The sequence below is a fragment of the Flavobacterium sp. SH_e genome (assembly GCF_025717045.1).
GTDB lineage: Bacteria > Bacteroidota > Bacteroidia > Flavobacteriales > Flavobacteriaceae > Flavobacterium.
The window spans coordinates 648229-664994 of record NZ_JAOVZN010000008.1; the positions used below are offsets into that span (position 1 = coordinate 648229).

Below are 16766 nucleotides of genomic sequence, written 5' to 3' on the forward strand. Positions count from 1 at the left end.
ATACTAAGGTTCTAAGTTGCTAAGTTTTTAAACTTAACTTTTGAATCTTAAATACAATTCTACAATAAAAGTCAAGAGATTCTAAGATCAAACTTAGATCTTAGAATCTTAATGACTTAAAAAAATCAAAATAAATCCACACAAAGTTATTCGGTTCGAGAGCAAACTTAGCATCTTAGAACCTTAGCAACTTAGTGTCTAAAAAATAAAATTATGTTAATCGACTTAAACGAAGATACGTTAGCAGATTTAGTTGCTAAAAACGAAAAAGTAGTAGTACAATATTCAGCTTCATGGTGTGGAAATTGCCGTATTATGAAACCAAAATTCAAAAAATTAGCAACAGAAAATGAAGCTATCACTTTTGTTTTGGTTGATGCAGAAAACTCTCCTGAATCTAGAAAATTAGCTAATGTGAGCAACTTGCCTACTTTCGCTACTTTCGTAAACGGACAATTAGTTGGCGAAACGCAAACTAACAAACAAGAAGTTTTAATCGATCTTGTAAACGCAATTGCTTAATTAATAATTCGTTTTGTTAAAGTTTTAAACTTTGACAAAGCTCTTAAAACTCTACAACATGAAATTACCAGTAATTAAGCATTTAACACAATTCATCGAAGAAAACGATCAGGATTATATCATTGAAACGATCGAAGTTCTAGAAGCGATGACTGAAATTCCTTCTCTAAAAGACGAAGAGTTAGACGTAATCGGTGAATTGATTTCGAATATGTACGGTGCCCTTGAAGTGCAAAAATTGGTTGCTCAAGGAACAGATAAAAAAGAAGCACTAAATACGTTTATGAAACGTGTATTGGGCTCAATCGACAAGTAAATCGATCCCTCCCAAGAATAAATTAAAAAAACAAAGCTGAGAAAGCGTTTCTAATTTAGGGACGCTTTTTTTTTATTGTGACAAATGGTACGCGGATGAAACAGATTCACTTCGTGAAGTCGCGGATCTAAAAGGATTTTTTTGTTTTATGTTAAATTAAAAAATTCTGTTTAGATCCGTGTTTTTGCGTAAGCAAATCCGTTTCATCCGCGTCTAATCTATGGACAAACCAAAATAAAAATTCAGCTCCTTAATCTCTCCTTAAACCCATAACAAATACTTTTAGATTCAAATATTAATCCTTACTTTTGAGCCTCATTAATTTTAAACAAAAATCATGGCATCTATCACATTAGGAGGAAATCCAGTTCATACATCAGGCGAATTGCCAGCAGTTGGATCACAATTAGCTGACTTCAAATTAGTTCAAAACGATTTATCAGTTGCTTCTTTAAGCACTTTCGCTGGAAAAAAATTAGTTTTAAATATCTTCCCTAGTGTTGATACAGGAACTTGCGCAACATCTGTTAGAACTTTCAACGCAAGTGCTAGCGGATTAGAAAACACTATAGTTTTATGTATTTCTAGAGATTTACCTTTCGCTCAAAAACGTTTCTGTGGTGCTGAAGGTTTAGAAAATGTAGTAAACTTATCAGATTTTCAAACTGGTGCTTTTGGAAAAGCAAACGGTTTAGAAATCGTTGACGGACCTTTAGCAGGTTTACACTCAAGAGCCATCATTGTTGTTGATGCTAATGGAAAAATCGTTCACACAGAACAAGTTGCAGAAATTGCAAACGAACCAAATTACGAAGCAGCTTTAGCAGCACTATAATATTTTCCTTTAAATGGAGTTTCAAAAAGATAATACATTTGTTACAGGTCGGTTAAAAAGTATGACTTATGCTTTTAACGGAGCTGTAAAATTAATTAAAACAGAACACAGCATCATGGTTCAATTCTCTTTAGGAATTATCATGACGATTGCTGGATTCTATTTTCATATTTCTCAAACCGAATGGCTGTGTCAGACACTTGCCATCGGTTTTGTTTTAAGCATTGAAGGATTAAATACAGCAGTTGAAAAAATTGCCGATTTTATCCATCCTGATTACAGCAAACGAATCGGTTTTATTAAAGATATTGCTGCCGGAGCGGTATTTTTTGCCGCAATGACTGCAATTGCAATAGGCTTGATTATTTATATCCCAAAATTTATTTAGGCAAAGGAAAACGCAAGAATGGCAAAAAATAAAAAAGAAACTGTAGATAAAAAAAACGAAAAACAGGAAGGAGTTAAAAGATCATTTAAGATGTCTAAACAACAAAGGTTTGTCTTAGGATGTCTTTTAGTTCTTTTTTCTATTGCACTATTAGTCGCATTTATTTCTTTTTATGTGAACGGGCAATGGCAGAATGATCAAAGTGTCATAAATCAGCTTGGTGATCGTAGCGAAATTGCTGAGAATTGGCTCGGAAAATTCGGTGCTTATCTTGCCGATTTGATTATTTATAGAGGTTTCGGACTTGCCTCTTTCATTTTTGTACGTTTATTTTTCCTGACAGGAATGTTTTTAGCATTGGAGCTTTCGACCCAAAAACTAAAAAACACTTGGTTCTGGGATTTATTTGCCATTATTGTTGTTTCAGTATTATTCGGTTTCTTTGCTACTTCTGCACCAGAATTAGGAGGAACAATTGGTTACGAACTAAATTTGTTTCTACAAGATTATATCGGAAAAACAGGAACTTTGCTTACTCTGCTTTTTGGACTAATAGTATATCTGATTTTCAAAATCAAATTATCACCAGAAAAAATTCAATCTTATTTTGATTCTACTAAAAAAGAATTCAAATCAGAATTAGACACTTTAAAACCATCTGTTCCACAGCCTGAAAGCGCTTATAATTTGGAAGAATTTGCAATTGAAGAACCAGAAAGTGATCCTGAAATAGATGATATTCACATTAAAACGGTCGATTCTCAATTTGAAATCAATAAAGAAGCATTAAAACCAACCATTTCTCATTCTTCAGAAATTGAATTGAATCCGATTTTAAAACCAATTCAGCCACCGCCTACACAAATTACTGCAACTCCTGATGAGGCATTTGTTATTGAAAAAGCGGAAGAAGAAGATATTATTGAAGAAAACTTAGCTTCTCGCCTAGTTGCTGATTTCGGATTGTTTGATCCAACTTTGGATTTATCGAATTATAAATTCCCGACCATCGATTTATTAAAAGAATATTCGACTGGCGGAATTACAATTAATCAGGAAGAATTAGAAGAAAATAAAAACAGGATTGTAGATACACTTCGCAACTACAAAATTGAAATTGCACAAATTAAAGCAACCGTTGGACCATCGGTTACTTTATATGAAATTGTTCCAGAAGCGGGAATCAGAATTTCTAAAATTAAGAGTTTAGAAGATGACATCGCTTTATCATTATCAGCACTAGGAATTCGTATTATTGCGCCAATCCCAGGAAAAGGTACTATCGGTATTGAGGTTCCGAACAAAAACCCAACTATGGTTTCTATGAAAAGCGTTATTGGAGCTGCAAAGTTCCAAGAAGCCGAAATGGAATTGCCAATTGCATTAGGAAAAACCATTTCTAACGAAACTTTCGTTGTCGATTTAGCTAAAATGCCTCACTTATTGATGGCAGGAGCAACTGGACAAGGAAAGTCTGTTGGATTAAATGCGGTTTTAACTTCGCTATTATACAAAAAGCATCCAGCCGAAGTAAAATTTGTTTTAGTTGATCCTAAAAAAGTAGAGCTAACGCTTTTCAATAAAATTGAAAGACATTATTTAGCTAAACTTCCAGACACGGAAGATGCTATTATTACAGATAATGCAAAAGTTGTCAATACTTTAAATTCGCTTTGTGTAGAAATGGATAATCGTTATTCTTTATTAAAAGATGCGATGGTTCGTAATATTAAAGAATACAACGAGAAATTCAAGTCTAGAAAACTGAATCCAGAAGCTGGTCACCGATTTTTACCATACATCGTTTTGGTTGTCGATGAGTTTGCTGATTTGATTATGACTGCTGGAAAAGAAGTTGAAGTTCCAATTGCGCGTTTGGCTCAATTAGCGCGTGCTATTGGTATTCATTTAATTATTGCAACACAAAGACCTTCTGTAAACGTTATTACAGGTTTAATCAAAGCCAATTTCCCTGCAAGAATTGCATTTAGAGTAACTTCAAAAATTGACTCTAGAACAATTTTGGACACACAAGGAGCCGACCAGTTAATTGGACGAGGAGATTTATTATATACCAACGGAAACGATGTGATTCGTGTTCAATGCGCTTTCATTGACACTCCAGAGGTTGAAAAAATTACAGATTTTATTGGCGGACAAAAAGCTTATGCCACGGCTTATTTACTTCCAGAGTTTGTTGGAGAAGAAAGTGGCATTAATCTTGATATAGATATTTCCGAAAGAGATACTTTATTTAGAGAGGCGGCAGAGATAATTGTCAATGCCCAGCAGGGTTCTGCTTCTTTATTGCAACGAAAATTAAAATTAGGATACAACAGAGCAGGTCGTTTAATCGATCAGCTGGAAGCGGCAGGTATTGTTGGTCCGTTTGAAGGTAGTAAAGCCAGAAGCGTAAATATTTTAGACTTAAGTGCTCTTGATAAATTTTTTAATAATGAACAAAATTAATCCAATCATGAAAGCAAAAATTCAAGAAATCAACAACAATTCTATCACAAACATGACTAAAAAGTGTTTTCAAATGGCATTTATATTGCTTTTGAGCTTCACTTCTATTCAAGCTCAAGATAAAAAAGCGAAAGATTTATTGAACGAAGTAACTTCTAAAATAAAAAGCTACGACAATATTGTTATAGATTTTAAATACTCTTTGAATAATGCCAAGGAAAACATAAATCAAGACAGTAAAGGAAATGTTACAATGAAAGGAAATCAATATGTATTGAATTTCATGGGCGTTACTAAAATTTTTGACGGTCAAAAAACTTACACTATTGTTCCTGAAGACGAAGAAGTTACTATTTCTAAAGTAAACGAGAAAGACGACAACGCAATTACGCCTTCAAAAATGCTTACTTTCTTTAATTCTGGCTACAAATACAATATGGATATTGTTCAAAATGTAAAAGGAAGAAAGATTCAATACATCAAACTGGTTCCTACTAGCGGAAAAGATCAAAGAAAAGAAATTTTGTTAGGCATTGACGTTCAGACAAAACACATCTATAATTTGATTGAAACAGGAAAAAACGGAACAAAAACAACTTTAACCGTTAATTCTTTTAAAACCAATCAGCCATTATCAAAAAATCAATTTACCTTTGTAGCGAGTAAATACCCGAAATACTACATTAATAAATTAGATTAATCAGAAGGTTGAAAATTCTAGACAAATACTTATTAAAAACATTCTTATTTACATTTGCTACGGTATTTGTAATCCTATTTTTCATATTCATACTCCAAACAGTATGGCTATTTATTTCAGAACTAGCAGGTAAAGATCTAGACTTAATATTGGTCGTGAAATTCCTGCTTTTTTCTATGCCACGTATTATACCGCTTGTTTTACCGCTGTCGGTTTTGTTAGCTTCAATTATGACTTTCGGAAATTTAGCCGAAAATTATGAGTTTGCAGCAATGAAATCTTCTGGAATATCACTACAAAGAGCCATGCGTGTATTGATTATTTTCATTTTCGTTTTGAGTATTGTTGCTTTTTGGTTTGCAAATAATGTTATTCCGTATGCTGAATATAAATTTGTCAATTTTAGAAAAAATATTGCACAAGCCAAACCTGCAATGGCCATTGCAGAAGGTCAGTTTAATGATGTTGGAACTTATAACATTAAGGTAAACAAGAAATCTGGCGAAAATGGCAATCATCTTACTGGTGTGACTATTCACGAGAAAGCGAATAATATGGGTGAAAATAAAACCGTTATTAAATCAAAAACAGGTGAATTAATCAGTAGTGAAAAATCAAGCATTTTAAAATTGGTCTTAAATGATGGTTATTATTACCAAGATGTAACTCCAAAAAAGTACGAGGATCGTGCAAAATTGCCTTTTATAAAAGGAAAATTTAAAACGCAGATCATCAATATAGACTTATCTGAATTAAACAAAGTTGACGACAGCAAAGAAAGCATTGCAGGGACAAATGCAATGTTAAATGTTAGTGAGTTGCGATATACTTTAGATTCGCTAAGCAAAAATTTAGATAACGAAATCGTTTCTTTTTCTGAAAACATCAATCAGCGCGTTGGAATAAAAAAAACTAATCCTGCCGTAAAAAAAGATTTAAAGAAAAAACAGCTGCCAAATGAGCTTTTGTCCATGTATTCTAACAAAGACAAAGTAGATATTTTGAAAATGGCGGGAAGTAATATAACTAGCAATATCTATTCTATAGAAACTACGCAAAAAGATTTAAAAGACAAACAACGCGAGATTAATAAACATTTGAGCGCATTATATGAAAAATTTGTAATTGCTTTTGCTTGTTTTTTAATGTTCTTTATTGGTGCTCCACTTGGTGCTATTATTAGAAAAGGTGGACTTGGACTTCCAATTGTATTCGCAGTTTTGATCTTTATTACTTTCCATTTCATCAATACATTTGGAAAACGATTATCGCAAGAAGGCGGAATGACTCCATTTTTAGGATCTTGGATATCTTCTTTTATCCTGTCGCCATTAGCGATTCTTTTGACTTATCGTGCTACAAACGACAACGGATTAATCAATTTTGATGCGATTACAACTCCGATTTCACAACTATTTCAGAAAATCTCTGAGCGGTTCTTACCAGCTCAAAAGCAAGAATAATTATGTCAACAACAAAAATACAATTGAACACCATTGAGGAAGCTATAGAAGATATTCGTCAAGGTAAAGTTATCATTGTAGTCGATGATGAAGATCGTGAAAATGAAGGTGATTTTTTAGCTGCTGCTGAAAAAGTAACTCCAGAAATGATCAATTTTATGGCTACACATGGGCGTGGTTTAATTTGCACCCCGCTTACTGAAAGCCGATGCAAAGAATTGGATCTTCGTGCAATGGTTACCAATAACACAGATCATATGGAAACTGCTTTTACTGTTTCAGTAGATTTAAAAGGTCACGGAGTTACAACTGGTATTTCCGCTTCTGATCGCGCTAAAACAGTTCAATCTCTTGTTGATCCTAATACAAAACCACATGATTTAGCTCGTCCTGGCCATATTTTCCCTTTAATTGCAAAACAAGGCGGTGTTTTAAGAAGAACCGGACATACTGAAGCAGCGATTGATTTTGCACGTTTGGCTGGATTTAAACCTGCAGGTGTAATCTGTGAAATCTTAAACGAAGATGGAACAATGTCTCGTCTTCCTGAATTGATTAAAGTAGCAAAGAAATTTGATTTAAAATTAGTTTCTATTGAAGATTTGGTTGCCTATAGAATGCAACACGACAGTTTGATTGTCAAAAAAGAAGATTTTGATATTGAAACTCGTTTTGGAACTTTCCGATTGAGAGCTTATGAGCAAACCACAAATAAACAAATCCATATTGCTTTAACAAAAGGAACCTGGAATTTAGGAGAACCTATTTTAACTAGAATTCACTCTTCGCAGGTAAACAACGATTTATTAGGCACATTAACTAATAATGCAGAACAACAGTTGGATGATATGTTTAAAGTAATCAATGAGAATGGAAAAGGCGCTGTTATATTCATTAATCAAGACATGACAGCTGTTAACCTTTTAAATAGAATTTCGGAGCTTAAAACATTACAATCTAACGGAACTCTAAAAGCTCCAAAAGTTATTATCGACAGTAAAGATTACGGAATTGGAGCGCAAATCCTTCACGATATTGATATTTCTAAAATAAAATTGGTTTCGAATACAGAACAAACAAAACGTGTCGGTATGATTGGATACGGACTTGAAATTATAGAATACGTTAAATACTAATATGGGAACGGTCGAAGAAAGAATTTTAAAATCGGAAACACGAATTTTTAAAGCAGTTTTCCCAAGCACTACAAATCATTATGATACTTTATTTGGGGGAACAGCACTGCATCTTATGGATGAAGTAGCTTTCATCTGTGCTACACGTTTCAGCCGCAAAAAGGTTGTTACTATTTCCACTGGTCAAATTGACTTTAAAAAAGCAATTCCTGCAGGAACTTTAATCGAATTAGTTGCAAAAGTTGACAGCGTTGGAAGAACTAGCTGTAAAATTCATGTCGATATTTTTATGGAACAAATGTATTCTGAACTTCGCGAAACGGTAGTTTCAGGAACTTTTTCTTTTGTAGCTGTTGACGAAAACAAAAAACCAACGCCAATTTTAGACGATTTAGATTAATTTTTTAAAAATATTATTTTCGGAAATACTGATAATTAGATACTTGAAAATTATCTTTAAAAACTTAAAAAAAAAGTCCAAAAAAAGTTTTAATAACCGAAAAACCGTCTTATATTTGCACCCGCAATCAGCTAATGAAAGCGACATACTGGAGAAATGGCAGAGCGGTCGAATGCGGCAGTCTTGAAAACTGTTGACTGTAACAGGTCCGGGGGTTCGAATCCCTCTTTCTCCGCGGAAAGCACCTCAATGGGGTGCTTTTTACATTTCAATACTTTCCTTACTTTACAAAACATTATATTTTAGATTACTGGCAAGTCATTGGTTTATTGCTAAAAACCTTTAAATCTCATCAGATAAGTGCTCTATTTAGTATGCTAACAGACCTATTGCACTTCAGGCAAAGCTTTTGCTTATTACAAGATAAAAATTATAAAAATTGGCTGAAATGGCTTATATGTTAGAATCTAAACATAAAAGTCTTTTCAAAAACATTTTAACAATACCCCAAAATTTATTATTAGAAGAAAAAATAAAACCTGCTGAAAAGCTCTTAAAAAGCGGATAGATACAGTGTTAAACACTATTATGTTTTGGACTTAATCACAAAACTCAGCATTTATGCACTAAATATTTTGAGCTTCTAAAACAAAGCCTACTGACGATTTCGTAAAAAATTAAACAAAAAAAGCGACTTAAAGTCACTTTTTTTATTTCTACATTATTTCTAATTAAAAAAAGCCACTTGTTAATATTTCTATTTTCCAGCGACTTTTTTACAAAAAAGAACTTCTTATTTACTAAAGCTTATTATAAACTCCGAACGTCTATTTTGTTCATGCTCTTGTTCAGAACATTTTACTCCATTTGAACAGTGATTTATCAACTTAGTCTCACCAAATCCTTCACCACTAATTCTTTCTTGCTCAATACCTGCTTTAACTATATAATCAACTGTAGCTTTGGCTCTATTTTCAGAAAGTTTCATGTTAAACTCATCCCTTCCTCTACTATCTGTATAAGAGTTTACTTTTACAGAAATATTTGGACGATCTTTCATTAAAGCTACCACTTTATCTAATTCTTTTTTGGAAGACTGTCTAATGTTGTAACCATTTAAGTCAAAATAAATTGGATTAAGCCTCAATTTATCTGTTAAATTGTCGCCATCAATGATTTTGATTTTTTCACCATTAACCACTACTTCCATTTCTCTGGTAATTTCAAAACTAATTTCTTTTTTCTCCAGAGGTTTTAACGGATCTACATTAACAGTTTTATCAGCATAAGACAGTTTTTTATAGACCGCTTTATCATTTTGATAAGGATCTAAATACATATTGTATTTACCTTCAATATCTGTTACAGTTGTACCAATACTTTCATTATTTGGATTAAACAACTGGACATTGAAATTTGGCACTGGTCGGCCATTTTCGGTAATAGTACCATAAATCATTGGTCTTGTATCAAAATCAAAAGTTATTGGTCTTGTTTCTGTGAAACCGTAGATGTCATCATTTCCATTTTTATTAGATGAGAAATACCCTTTTTTAGTATCTCCATCAATCACATAAGCAAAATCATCCGAAACTGTGTTTATATCATCGCCTACATTCGCTACATGATATTTCCCTTCACTATCTTTAATCGCAGCAAAAACATCTAATCCTCCAAGTCCAGGATGACCATCTGAAGAAAAGTATAAAACTCCTTTGCTATCCATGTACGGATATGTTTCACGCCCAGGAGTGTTGATTTCGTCTCCAAGTTTCGTTACATCATTACTAACCAAAGTACCATTTTTTATGGTTACTACATACAAATCTGAGTTTCCAAATGAATTGTTACGATCTGAAGCAAAAAATAGTTGGGTCTCATCTGGGCTAAGTGCAGGATGTGCTGATGAAAAACCATCACTGTTTATTGGATAAGGTAATTCTTTAATATTTTTCCATTCACCTTTTATATTCTCTGCGACATAGATCTTTAGGTAATTGGTGCCATTTTTGTCTGCCCCTAATTTCCCTTTATTAAAGTTGTTTCTGGTGAAATACATGTATCTACCATTTTTTGTTATTGCAGCACTACTCTGATGGTATTTTGTATTTACATCACCTTTTAACAGCACAGGATCTTGCAAACCACCATCTGTAGAAATTTTTGCCTCATACAATTTCATGAATGATTTTTCGTTCCAACTGTGTTTTCTTTTGATAAATACTCCTGTGTCTTTAGCCGAAGCATAGATTACTTTGTCTTTACCATAAAATGCAGTTCCATAGTCCGAAACCGGTGTATTGATACTAACATCTTTAATGTTATAACGTCCTGACTGTTTTTGAATATCAGCCATTAACTTTTTTTCTTTCCAGTTGTCGCTTAAATCTTTTTTATCTGTTACTGTGTAATATTTCTTGATAACAGCATTAGCTTCGTCATATCTTCTAACATTATTTAAAGCTTGTGCATATCTGAAATAAAATTCTGGATCTATAGACTGCCCTGAGTTAAAAACATTTCCATAAGCTTCTGCAGCTTCAGGATACTGACCATTAAAATAATAGCTGTTTCCTAACTTAGTTAAAACTTCTAATGAAGAATTTCCTTTATCTGCTAGTTTTTGATATAATTTACTTGCTTCAATAAATGCAAACTTATTATAGGCTTCATTTGCTTTCTCAACTTTTTTATCCTGAGCATTGATTCCTCCTATTTGTGATAAACAAATAGAAAGTACAACCAATGCTTTCTTTATCTTTTTAGATATCATTTTTTATCCTAGTTTATGGTTATTAAAAGAATCTTGGAGTAACCAGTCTATATTTGGTTGAAGAAAATAAATCGAATCGCAGAAAAATCTCATGAGAACCTGAATTATAATTCCCAATTTTCTGCGTATCATAATCATAAGCATAACCAATATTCATACCTGGTGTAACCTGAAATCCTGCCATTGCACTTACTGCAGCATCCCATCTGTAAGCCGCTCCTAAAGTCAATTTCTCATTGAATAGGAAGTTTGCAGATACGTCGACTGCCAAAGGCGCACCGCTAACCATTTTTACCATTGCCGCAGGTTTGAACTTTAAATTATCGTTAAGATCAAACACATAACCCCCCATTGCATAAAAGTGCATTTTCTGTGAAGCAACAGATGTTTTAACATCATCATAAAATTTGGTTTCTAAAATCGTAGGTACAGATAAACCTGCATACCATTTTTGAGAGTGAAAATAAGCACCCGCTCCAAAATTTGGAGAAGTTTTAGATAAATTTCCTGATAAAAATGGATCTTCAGGATTTAGTATTTTTAGTTTATTATAATCAATCTGCATAAAGTTTCCTGATGCACTAATACCTAATGATAAAAAGATATCTGCCGAAAGCTGAATAGGATATGCATAACTTGCCGTTAAAGTAGTTTCCTGAGATGGTCCTATTTTATCACTTACTACAGACAAACCTAAACCTTGTCCGTTCTCTGTGATTGGCGATTCTATAGAAAAATTTGCTGTTTTTGGAGCTCCATCCAGACCAACCCATTGTGTCCTGTATAACCCAAATATACTTGGTATCGCTCGAGTTCCTGTGTAACCTGGATTTATAGTCATCGTATTATACATGTATTGCGTATACTGTGACTGCTGCTGTGCGGAGGCTTCCAACATCCCTACGAACAACAAGATTAATAAATATGAAATCTTTTTCATTAGTCCTAATTCCTTTTTAATTATTGGTTATTGATGTATAAATAACCCGTTTTCTCTTTCTGTTCTTTTCCAGTATTGTATTTCAGAATATAGAAATAAGTTCCTGTTGGAAGTTTATCGCCTCTCTTAATTGTTGCACGTCCGTCAGAATATCCTTTAAACATGTTATCACTTTCATTATAAGATTTAGTCTCATAAACTTTTACTCCCCATCTGTTGTAAATCTCTACTTGGTTATCTGGGAATTTATCTATTCCTTTTATAACAAAACTATCATTTAAACCATCTTCATTTGATGAAATTGCATTATAAACAATAACATCATCAAATTTTTCTTCTAAATCAATTAACGCCATTGTAAAAAGACCGTAACCTGTTACTGGTGCGGTTAACAGTTTCTCATACGGCTTTCCTGCTAAAGGAGCACTAACCTCTCCTCCCTCATTGATCCATTTGTTCGACGCTGGATCCCAGCGTGTAATTGCGACTTTGTATTTTTGTTCATCTACATTAAAAAACTCTGAAGGTGTTGTACGACTATCCATTGATAAACTCAAGACAATTTTATCCGCACCTTGATCCTGTGTTACCTCCCAGTATTCTTGATTGTTTATCTTTAGGATTTTTTCTTCTCTGTCGTCATGAGAATGCAGACTATTCGAGTTTTTGTTGAAATATTGCGTAGTATAAACTCCTCCGTTTTTTGAACCTGATGCATGATAAGAAGGTCTAAAATACTGTCCTTGTCCTACTGGAAATTCAAATGCAATAACACCATCTTTTTCTACCTGACCATCAACAAAGCTCAAGTCACTAGTAAGGGTGTGCGTTCCTTTTTCTTTGAAAATTACTTTACCGCCATAATCTGCAGCAAGCACCACTCCTTTTTTGAATTCTGAGTTACCTCCTACAGCTATCTTACCTGATAAATGAAAAGGCACCAAAGAAGATGCATTTTCAAAATAGGTGTTTTTAAAATTTGAAACTTGTGATCCTTCAATAAATTGCTCTTCTGTTCCGTAGAAATAAGTAGAACCATTCTGGTTTTCTGTATAAGTTACCAAACCATCGTTTTTCCAGTTTTGAAAAATGAATAATTTACCATCATTTACAAAGCTTCCTTGTGGAGTATTCTCATAATCCATATATACACTCATGATAGTGTTTGGATTAATTTTTACATCTCCTGTATTTACAAGCTGTGCATTTATATTTTGACTTGCCAATAAACTTACCGCAAAGCCAATTAAACAAACTCCTGACTTAGCTGTTTCCCAAACAGATACTGAGTTTTTTACTATATTATCCAAGTAATTATTGTTCATTTCTTGTTTATTATTTAATTCGGCACTTTGTTACTTTAAATTTCTATGCAAAATTACTTTCGGATGTAAAAATGCTTACCCCGAAAAAGTTATTGTTGTATTAGAATAGGGTTAATCTCAAGTTGAGATTATAGATTAATCACTTTCTAATGAAGAAGTCATTTTTATTAGCAGTTTTTACTAATACGTATTAAATTTTGTATCAGTACAATCAAAATTTGAAAAAAAACTCGATTATATTTTTTTACAATCGAGATTTTATATTATTTTCAAATTTATTATTTACAACTAAAGACGTTAATTTAAGATTATCTAAAGCTTGATGCTATTTTTTAGCCACTTGCATTACTACTTATAATTGAGATTTCAATTCTGCAATGTCTGCTTTCAACATTTACTATTGTTATTCAATTACTAGAGACAAAACAATTTTGAATAACCCAAACCATAAAAATCAGCATCATTTCAAGCAATCAAAAATTAGGAAGGCTGTTTATTATTTTTTAACAGCCTTCCACGCTTTTAAACATTATTTTGAATAATCAAACATTACATTGTCATTATTAAGCGGATCTAAACCTAAAATGTTATTTCCATTTTTAGTCGGATCGTAAGTTACTTTAGTACCATCTACAGAAAATGCATTTATGTTGATACGAACTCCATTTATATACATTCCCACTTGAGATAATGATGATGGTGTAAAATCTAAAATGAACTCTGTTTGACCATTTGTAGGCGCAAATTCTTTAACAACTTGTTGAGGAATTATTATTTCGTTTGCTGGTAATCCATCCGCCCTCATTCTTCGGATCTCTTACATATATTTTTCCGCTTGTGTAATCAACATAGATCTGGATGCTCGGATCCAATGCAGGGCTCTGATCTCCAGGAAGCCCATTGCCTCCAGCAATACCATTCTTGCCGTCAAGACCGTTTAATCCGCTGATCTTAACCCAGTTCGCAGAACCGCTGTTCCATTCGTCAGTACGGCCTGCTGTGGTTTTTGAATCCCCAACATAAGCATAGATGTCATTATTGTATCTGATGATCGCATCAAGGGTCGTGATCTGTCCGTCAGCACCTTTTGTGCCTTCTGCCCCCGGAAGGCCATCGGCTCCGTTAGACCCGTTGATCTTTACCCATGTTGAAGCTTTGCTCTGCCAGTCTGCATTGCGCACTGCAACATCTCTGCTATCGCCAACATAAGCATAAATATTGCCAAACCCGTCCTTCAGGATCGCGTCTAATGTCGTGATCTGTCCGCCTTCGCCAGGTCGGCCGTCAACTCCCGCAATGCCGTCGATGCCGTTTTTACCATTGGTAGGAATCCAGTTATTAGGATCTTTAGGATCTGAATTAGGCTTAAGAACGTAAACTGTTTTAGTATTATAATCTATATACAAATTTGCTTCGGCAGGAATTGACACTCCATCTGTTCCTGGAGCTCCATTTCCTCCTGCAATACCATCTTTACCAGATGTAATTTCTCCTGAAACAGCAAGTCGTTGCCATTTTCCAGCATACCAATAGTAATAACCTGGCTTAACATCTGTTACTGTTGCAGTATTAAAAACCAATAAACTTTCTTCATTACCAGTCTTAATTGTTGTAGCATCTGTTGAACCCGTCAATTTAACATTTGGAATCAAAATACCTTTGTCTGTAGCATAAACTTCTAACTGAGCAGAGGGTGTTGTTACTTCTTTTTTTCCAACTACTACCTGAGAGTAGACGGAGTATCCACCTAAGACAAAAAGTAAAGGAAGTAATCTATTCTTCATAAGATTTAATCTATTAATGTGTTATTAAATTATTTGATAATTATATATGATTGATCTACAACCACATTTTATCTAAAAGTTCAGTTCTAATCCTGCAAAGATTCTTTTATAATAGTTTTTTTCTTACCCCTAAAAGTTTATATTCTTATATTTTAAGACATATTTCGATTTTGAAAATTTCATTAAACTATATTTTTAGAAAGAAAAAGACATGCTTTACATTATTTGATTTTTTCCAGATAATCTAAATAACAAGATAATATACTAGGGATTACAGATTGATCATATATCACTTGTAAAGAAATAAATGCTTAGGATTGTATTGCAGCAAAAAAAATCCGATTATAAATAATCGGATTTTTAGTTTCTAAAAGAAAAAATTATTTCTTATCTGTTAATTCCTTCACAAGAGATTTTAATTGCTCAATTTCTGCTTGCTGTTCTTTTATTGCATTAATTAATACTGGAATCATTTCAGTATAATGAACACCTAAAGTTTTATTTACATCTTTTCCTTCTTCAACTACCTCTGGCAAAACAATTTGCATTTGTTGAGCAGAAACACCTAACTGAATCTCATTTGTTGCATCATTTTTTAAAGTGTAAGAAATAGGATCAATTTTCATAATCTCTTTTAAACCGTATTTTAAAGGCACAATATTTTGTTTCAAACGAATATCAGACACATTAACCACATTTGCACAATACAATGTTCTCCATCTTTGATTAATATTACCTAAATTCAAAACTCCCGTAGTAACTCCACTAGCATCAACACCAGGCAACAAGTCACCATTCGATGCAATTTCTAAACTTAAAGTATTACTAGTTTTAAATTCAAGATTACTCTTAGCAGCTGTTCCAGTTCCCCCCTCGTAATATGCAATCACACTAGAAAGCGATTGAATCGCACCTGCAGTTGTACCTGTCTGTGCCTGAAAGTTGAACGCTCCCATTGCAAGCCCACTTGTAAGTACAGCTGGCGCAGTTTCTGAGCCTCTACTATGTAAAAAAGAGAATGATGGTGAATTTGTTCCATTTGAATATGTTGCCAATTTCAAATCATCCATTAAATCATCTGTTGAGTTATTAATAAGATGAATACCATATTTAGGATTATTTGTACCAATACCTAGCCTACCATCTGTATCCAAACGCATTCGTTCTTTATTATTAGTAATAAATGGTAAATCAAAGTTAGTTACGGTACCAAAATTTTTCTCTTTAGTAAGCCCATCATTTGCATCATTTCCTCCCAATACCCAAGGCATATCTAGTGACCATGCTATTATTCCTGTAGGGTCAGTATATAAATATGCTGGTTTTGTAACAGCGGGAACCATATTTACTTGCACATCTGTTAACGCTGCACCGCTACCATTAACAACTTTTAATACTGTTGCTGGAGTTGTTGTTGTTAGATTTTTTGAATTAATCCCTATAGTCAAATTACTATCTACAACTTTACCAGAACCTGATACCGTAATTGGACTTGTTGCAATTAAACTAGCTTTTGTAACTGTAGCATCGGAACCTGGCGCTCCTTGCGGACCTTGCGGACCTGTTGGACCTGTTTTTCCATCATTTCCTTTCTCTCCTTTCACATTACCAACCTCGCTCGATGTGCCGTCCGTATAGGTGATGGTAAGATTACCAGAGCCGTCTACAGAAGTCCCTGCAATGCCTTTTCCGGGCTCGCCTTTCGATCCTGGAAG

The 16766-nt window shown here is 33.6% G+C and carries 15 protein-coding genes and 1 tRNA gene; 10 read left to right on the forward strand and 6 right to left on the reverse strand.

The window, feature by feature from the left end:
• Nucleotides 1-213 precede the first annotated feature (213 nt).
• The 10 genes from OD917_RS20930 (at nucleotide 214) to OD917_RS20975 (ending at nucleotide 8464) form a co-directional block, all read left to right on the forward strand.
• A complete protein-coding gene (locus tag OD917_RS20930; protein ID WP_007805605.1) occupies nucleotides 214-522 on the forward strand; it encodes a thioredoxin family protein in 309 nt (102 codons plus the stop codon).
• Nucleotides 523-580: 58 nt separating this feature from the next.
• On the forward strand, nucleotides 581-838 hold the full coding sequence (locus OD917_RS20935) for a DUF6952 family protein (protein ID WP_008462029.1): 258 nt from the start codon (nucleotides 581-583) through the stop codon (nucleotides 836-838).
• A 337-nt stretch (nucleotides 839-1175) separates the two neighbouring features.
• Nucleotides 1176-1673 (forward strand): thiol peroxidase, encoded by a 498-nt coding sequence (tpx, locus tag OD917_RS20940; protein WP_263525332.1) that lies wholly within the window; start codon nucleotides 1176-1178, stop codon nucleotides 1671-1673.
• Nucleotides 1674-1686: 13 nt separating this feature from the next.
• Entirely contained in the window at nucleotides 1687-2061 is a 375-nt protein-coding gene (locus OD917_RS20945) for a diacylglycerol kinase family protein (protein ID WP_111287774.1), read from the forward strand.
• Nucleotides 2062-2079: 18 nt separating this feature from the next.
• On the forward strand, nucleotides 2080-4530 hold the full coding sequence (locus tag OD917_RS20950; RefSeq protein WP_263525333.1) for a DNA translocase FtsK: 2451 nt from the start codon (nucleotides 2080-2082) through the stop codon (nucleotides 4528-4530).
• A 7-nt stretch (nucleotides 4531-4537) separates the two neighbouring features.
• Nucleotides 4538-5230 (forward strand): outer membrane lipoprotein carrier protein LolA, encoded by a 693-nt coding sequence (locus OD917_RS20955; protein WP_317048483.1) that lies wholly within the window; start codon nucleotides 4538-4540, stop codon nucleotides 5228-5230.
• 8 nt (nucleotides 5231-5238) lie between these two features.
• Nucleotides 5239-6693, forward strand: coding sequence for an LptF/LptG family permease (locus OD917_RS20960; protein ID WP_263525334.1), 1455 nt, complete (start codon nucleotides 5239-5241; stop codon nucleotides 6691-6693).
• A 2-nt stretch (nucleotides 6694-6695) separates the two neighbouring features.
• Nucleotides 6696-7829: a 3,4-dihydroxy-2-butanone-4-phosphate synthase gene (ribB, locus tag OD917_RS20965; RefSeq protein ID WP_263525335.1), complete on the forward strand. Its 1134-nt coding sequence runs from the start codon at nucleotides 6696-6698 to the stop codon at nucleotides 7827-7829.
• A 1-nt stretch (nucleotide 7830) separates the two neighbouring features.
• Complete coding sequence (locus OD917_RS20970) at nucleotides 7831-8229, forward strand: acyl-CoA thioesterase (protein WP_109192322.1); 399 nt, start codon at nucleotides 7831-7833, stop codon at nucleotides 8227-8229.
• A gap of 150 nt (nucleotides 8230-8379) precedes the next feature.
• Nucleotides 8380-8464, forward strand: a tRNA-Ser gene (locus OD917_RS20975).
• Between the two features lie 558 nt (nucleotides 8465-9022).
• Here the strand turns inward: OD917_RS20975 and OD917_RS20980 are convergent.
• From OD917_RS20980 to OD917_RS21005, 6 genes are all read right to left on the reverse strand, one after another.
• Complete coding sequence (locus OD917_RS20980; RefSeq protein WP_263525336.1) at nucleotides 9023-11002, reverse strand: OmpA family protein; 1980 nt, start codon at nucleotides 11000-11002, stop codon at nucleotides 9023-9025.
• A 22-nt stretch (nucleotides 11003-11024) separates the two neighbouring features.
• Nucleotides 11025-11942 carry a type IX secretion system membrane protein PorP/SprF gene (locus tag OD917_RS20985; RefSeq protein WP_263525337.1) on the reverse strand — a complete coding sequence of 306 codons (918 nt, stop codon included), beginning with the start codon at nucleotides 11940-11942 and terminating at the stop codon, nucleotides 11025-11027.
• A 20-nt stretch (nucleotides 11943-11962) separates the two neighbouring features.
• Complete coding sequence (locus tag OD917_RS20990; protein WP_263525338.1) at nucleotides 11963-13267, reverse strand: gliding motility-associated C-terminal domain-containing protein; 1305 nt, start codon at nucleotides 13265-13267, stop codon at nucleotides 11963-11965.
• Between the two features lie 529 nt (nucleotides 13268-13796).
• Nucleotides 13797-14072 (reverse strand): hypothetical protein, encoded by a 276-nt coding sequence (locus OD917_RS20995; protein WP_263525339.1) that lies wholly within the window; start codon nucleotides 14070-14072, stop codon nucleotides 13797-13799.
• On the reverse strand, nucleotides 14017-15051 hold the full coding sequence (locus OD917_RS21000) for a hypothetical protein (RefSeq protein WP_263525340.1): 1035 nt from the start codon (nucleotides 15049-15051) through the stop codon (nucleotides 14017-14019). The genes OD917_RS20995 and OD917_RS21000 overlap by 56 nt, the downstream gene beginning before the upstream one ends.
• A gap of 380 nt (nucleotides 15052-15431) precedes the next feature.
• Nucleotides 15432-16766: tail fiber domain-containing protein (locus OD917_RS21005; protein WP_263525341.1), on the reverse strand; the 1335-nt coding region annotated here is incomplete at its 5' end.

What these genes read in the sequence shown, in the direction of transcription:
- OD917_RS20930 (WP_007805605.1), top strand. Translation starts at nt 214, where the DNA reads ATGTTAATCGACTTAAACGAAGATACGTTAGCAGATTTAGTTGCTAAA.
- OD917_RS20935 (WP_008462029.1), top strand. Translation starts at nt 581, where the DNA reads ATGAAATTACCAGTAATTAAGCATTTAACACAATTCATCGAAGAAAAC.
- tpx (WP_263525332.1), top strand. Translation starts at nt 1,176, where the DNA reads ATGGCATCTATCACATTAGGAGGAAATCCAGTTCATACATCAGGCGAA.
- OD917_RS20945 (WP_111287774.1), top strand. Translation starts at nt 1,687, where the DNA reads ATGGAGTTTCAAAAAGATAATACATTTGTTACAGGTCGGTTAAAAAGT.
- OD917_RS20950 (WP_263525333.1), top strand. Translation starts at nt 2,080, where the DNA reads ATGGCAAAAAATAAAAAAGAAACTGTAGATAAAAAAAACGAAAAACAG.
- OD917_RS20955 (WP_317048483.1), top strand. Translation starts at nt 4,538, where the DNA reads ATGAAAGCAAAAATTCAAGAAATCAACAACAATTCTATCACAAACATG.
- ribB (WP_263525335.1), top strand. Translation starts at nt 6,696, where the DNA reads ATGTCAACAACAAAAATACAATTGAACACCATTGAGGAAGCTATAGAA.
- OD917_RS20970 (WP_109192322.1), top strand. Translation starts at nt 7,831, where the DNA reads ATGGGAACGGTCGAAGAAAGAATTTTAAAATCGGAAACACGAATTTTT.
- OD917_RS20980 (WP_263525336.1), bottom strand. Translation starts at nt 11,002, where the DNA reads ATGATATCTAAAAAGATAAAGAAAGCATTGGTTGTACTTTCTATTTGT.
- OD917_RS20985 (WP_263525337.1), bottom strand. Translation starts at nt 11,942, where the DNA reads ATGAAAAAGATTTCATATTTATTAATCTTGTTGTTCGTAGGGATGTTG.
- OD917_RS20990 (WP_263525338.1), bottom strand. Translation starts at nt 13,267, where the DNA reads ATGAACAATAATTACTTGGATAATATAGTAAAAAACTCAGTATCTGTT.
- OD917_RS20995 (WP_263525339.1), bottom strand. Translation starts at nt 14,072, where the DNA reads ATGAGGGCGGATGGATTACCAGCAAACGAAATAATAATTCCTCAACAA.
- OD917_RS21000 (WP_263525340.1), bottom strand. Translation starts at nt 15,051, where the DNA reads ATGAAGAATAGATTACTTCCTTTACTTTTTGTCTTAGGTGGATACTCC.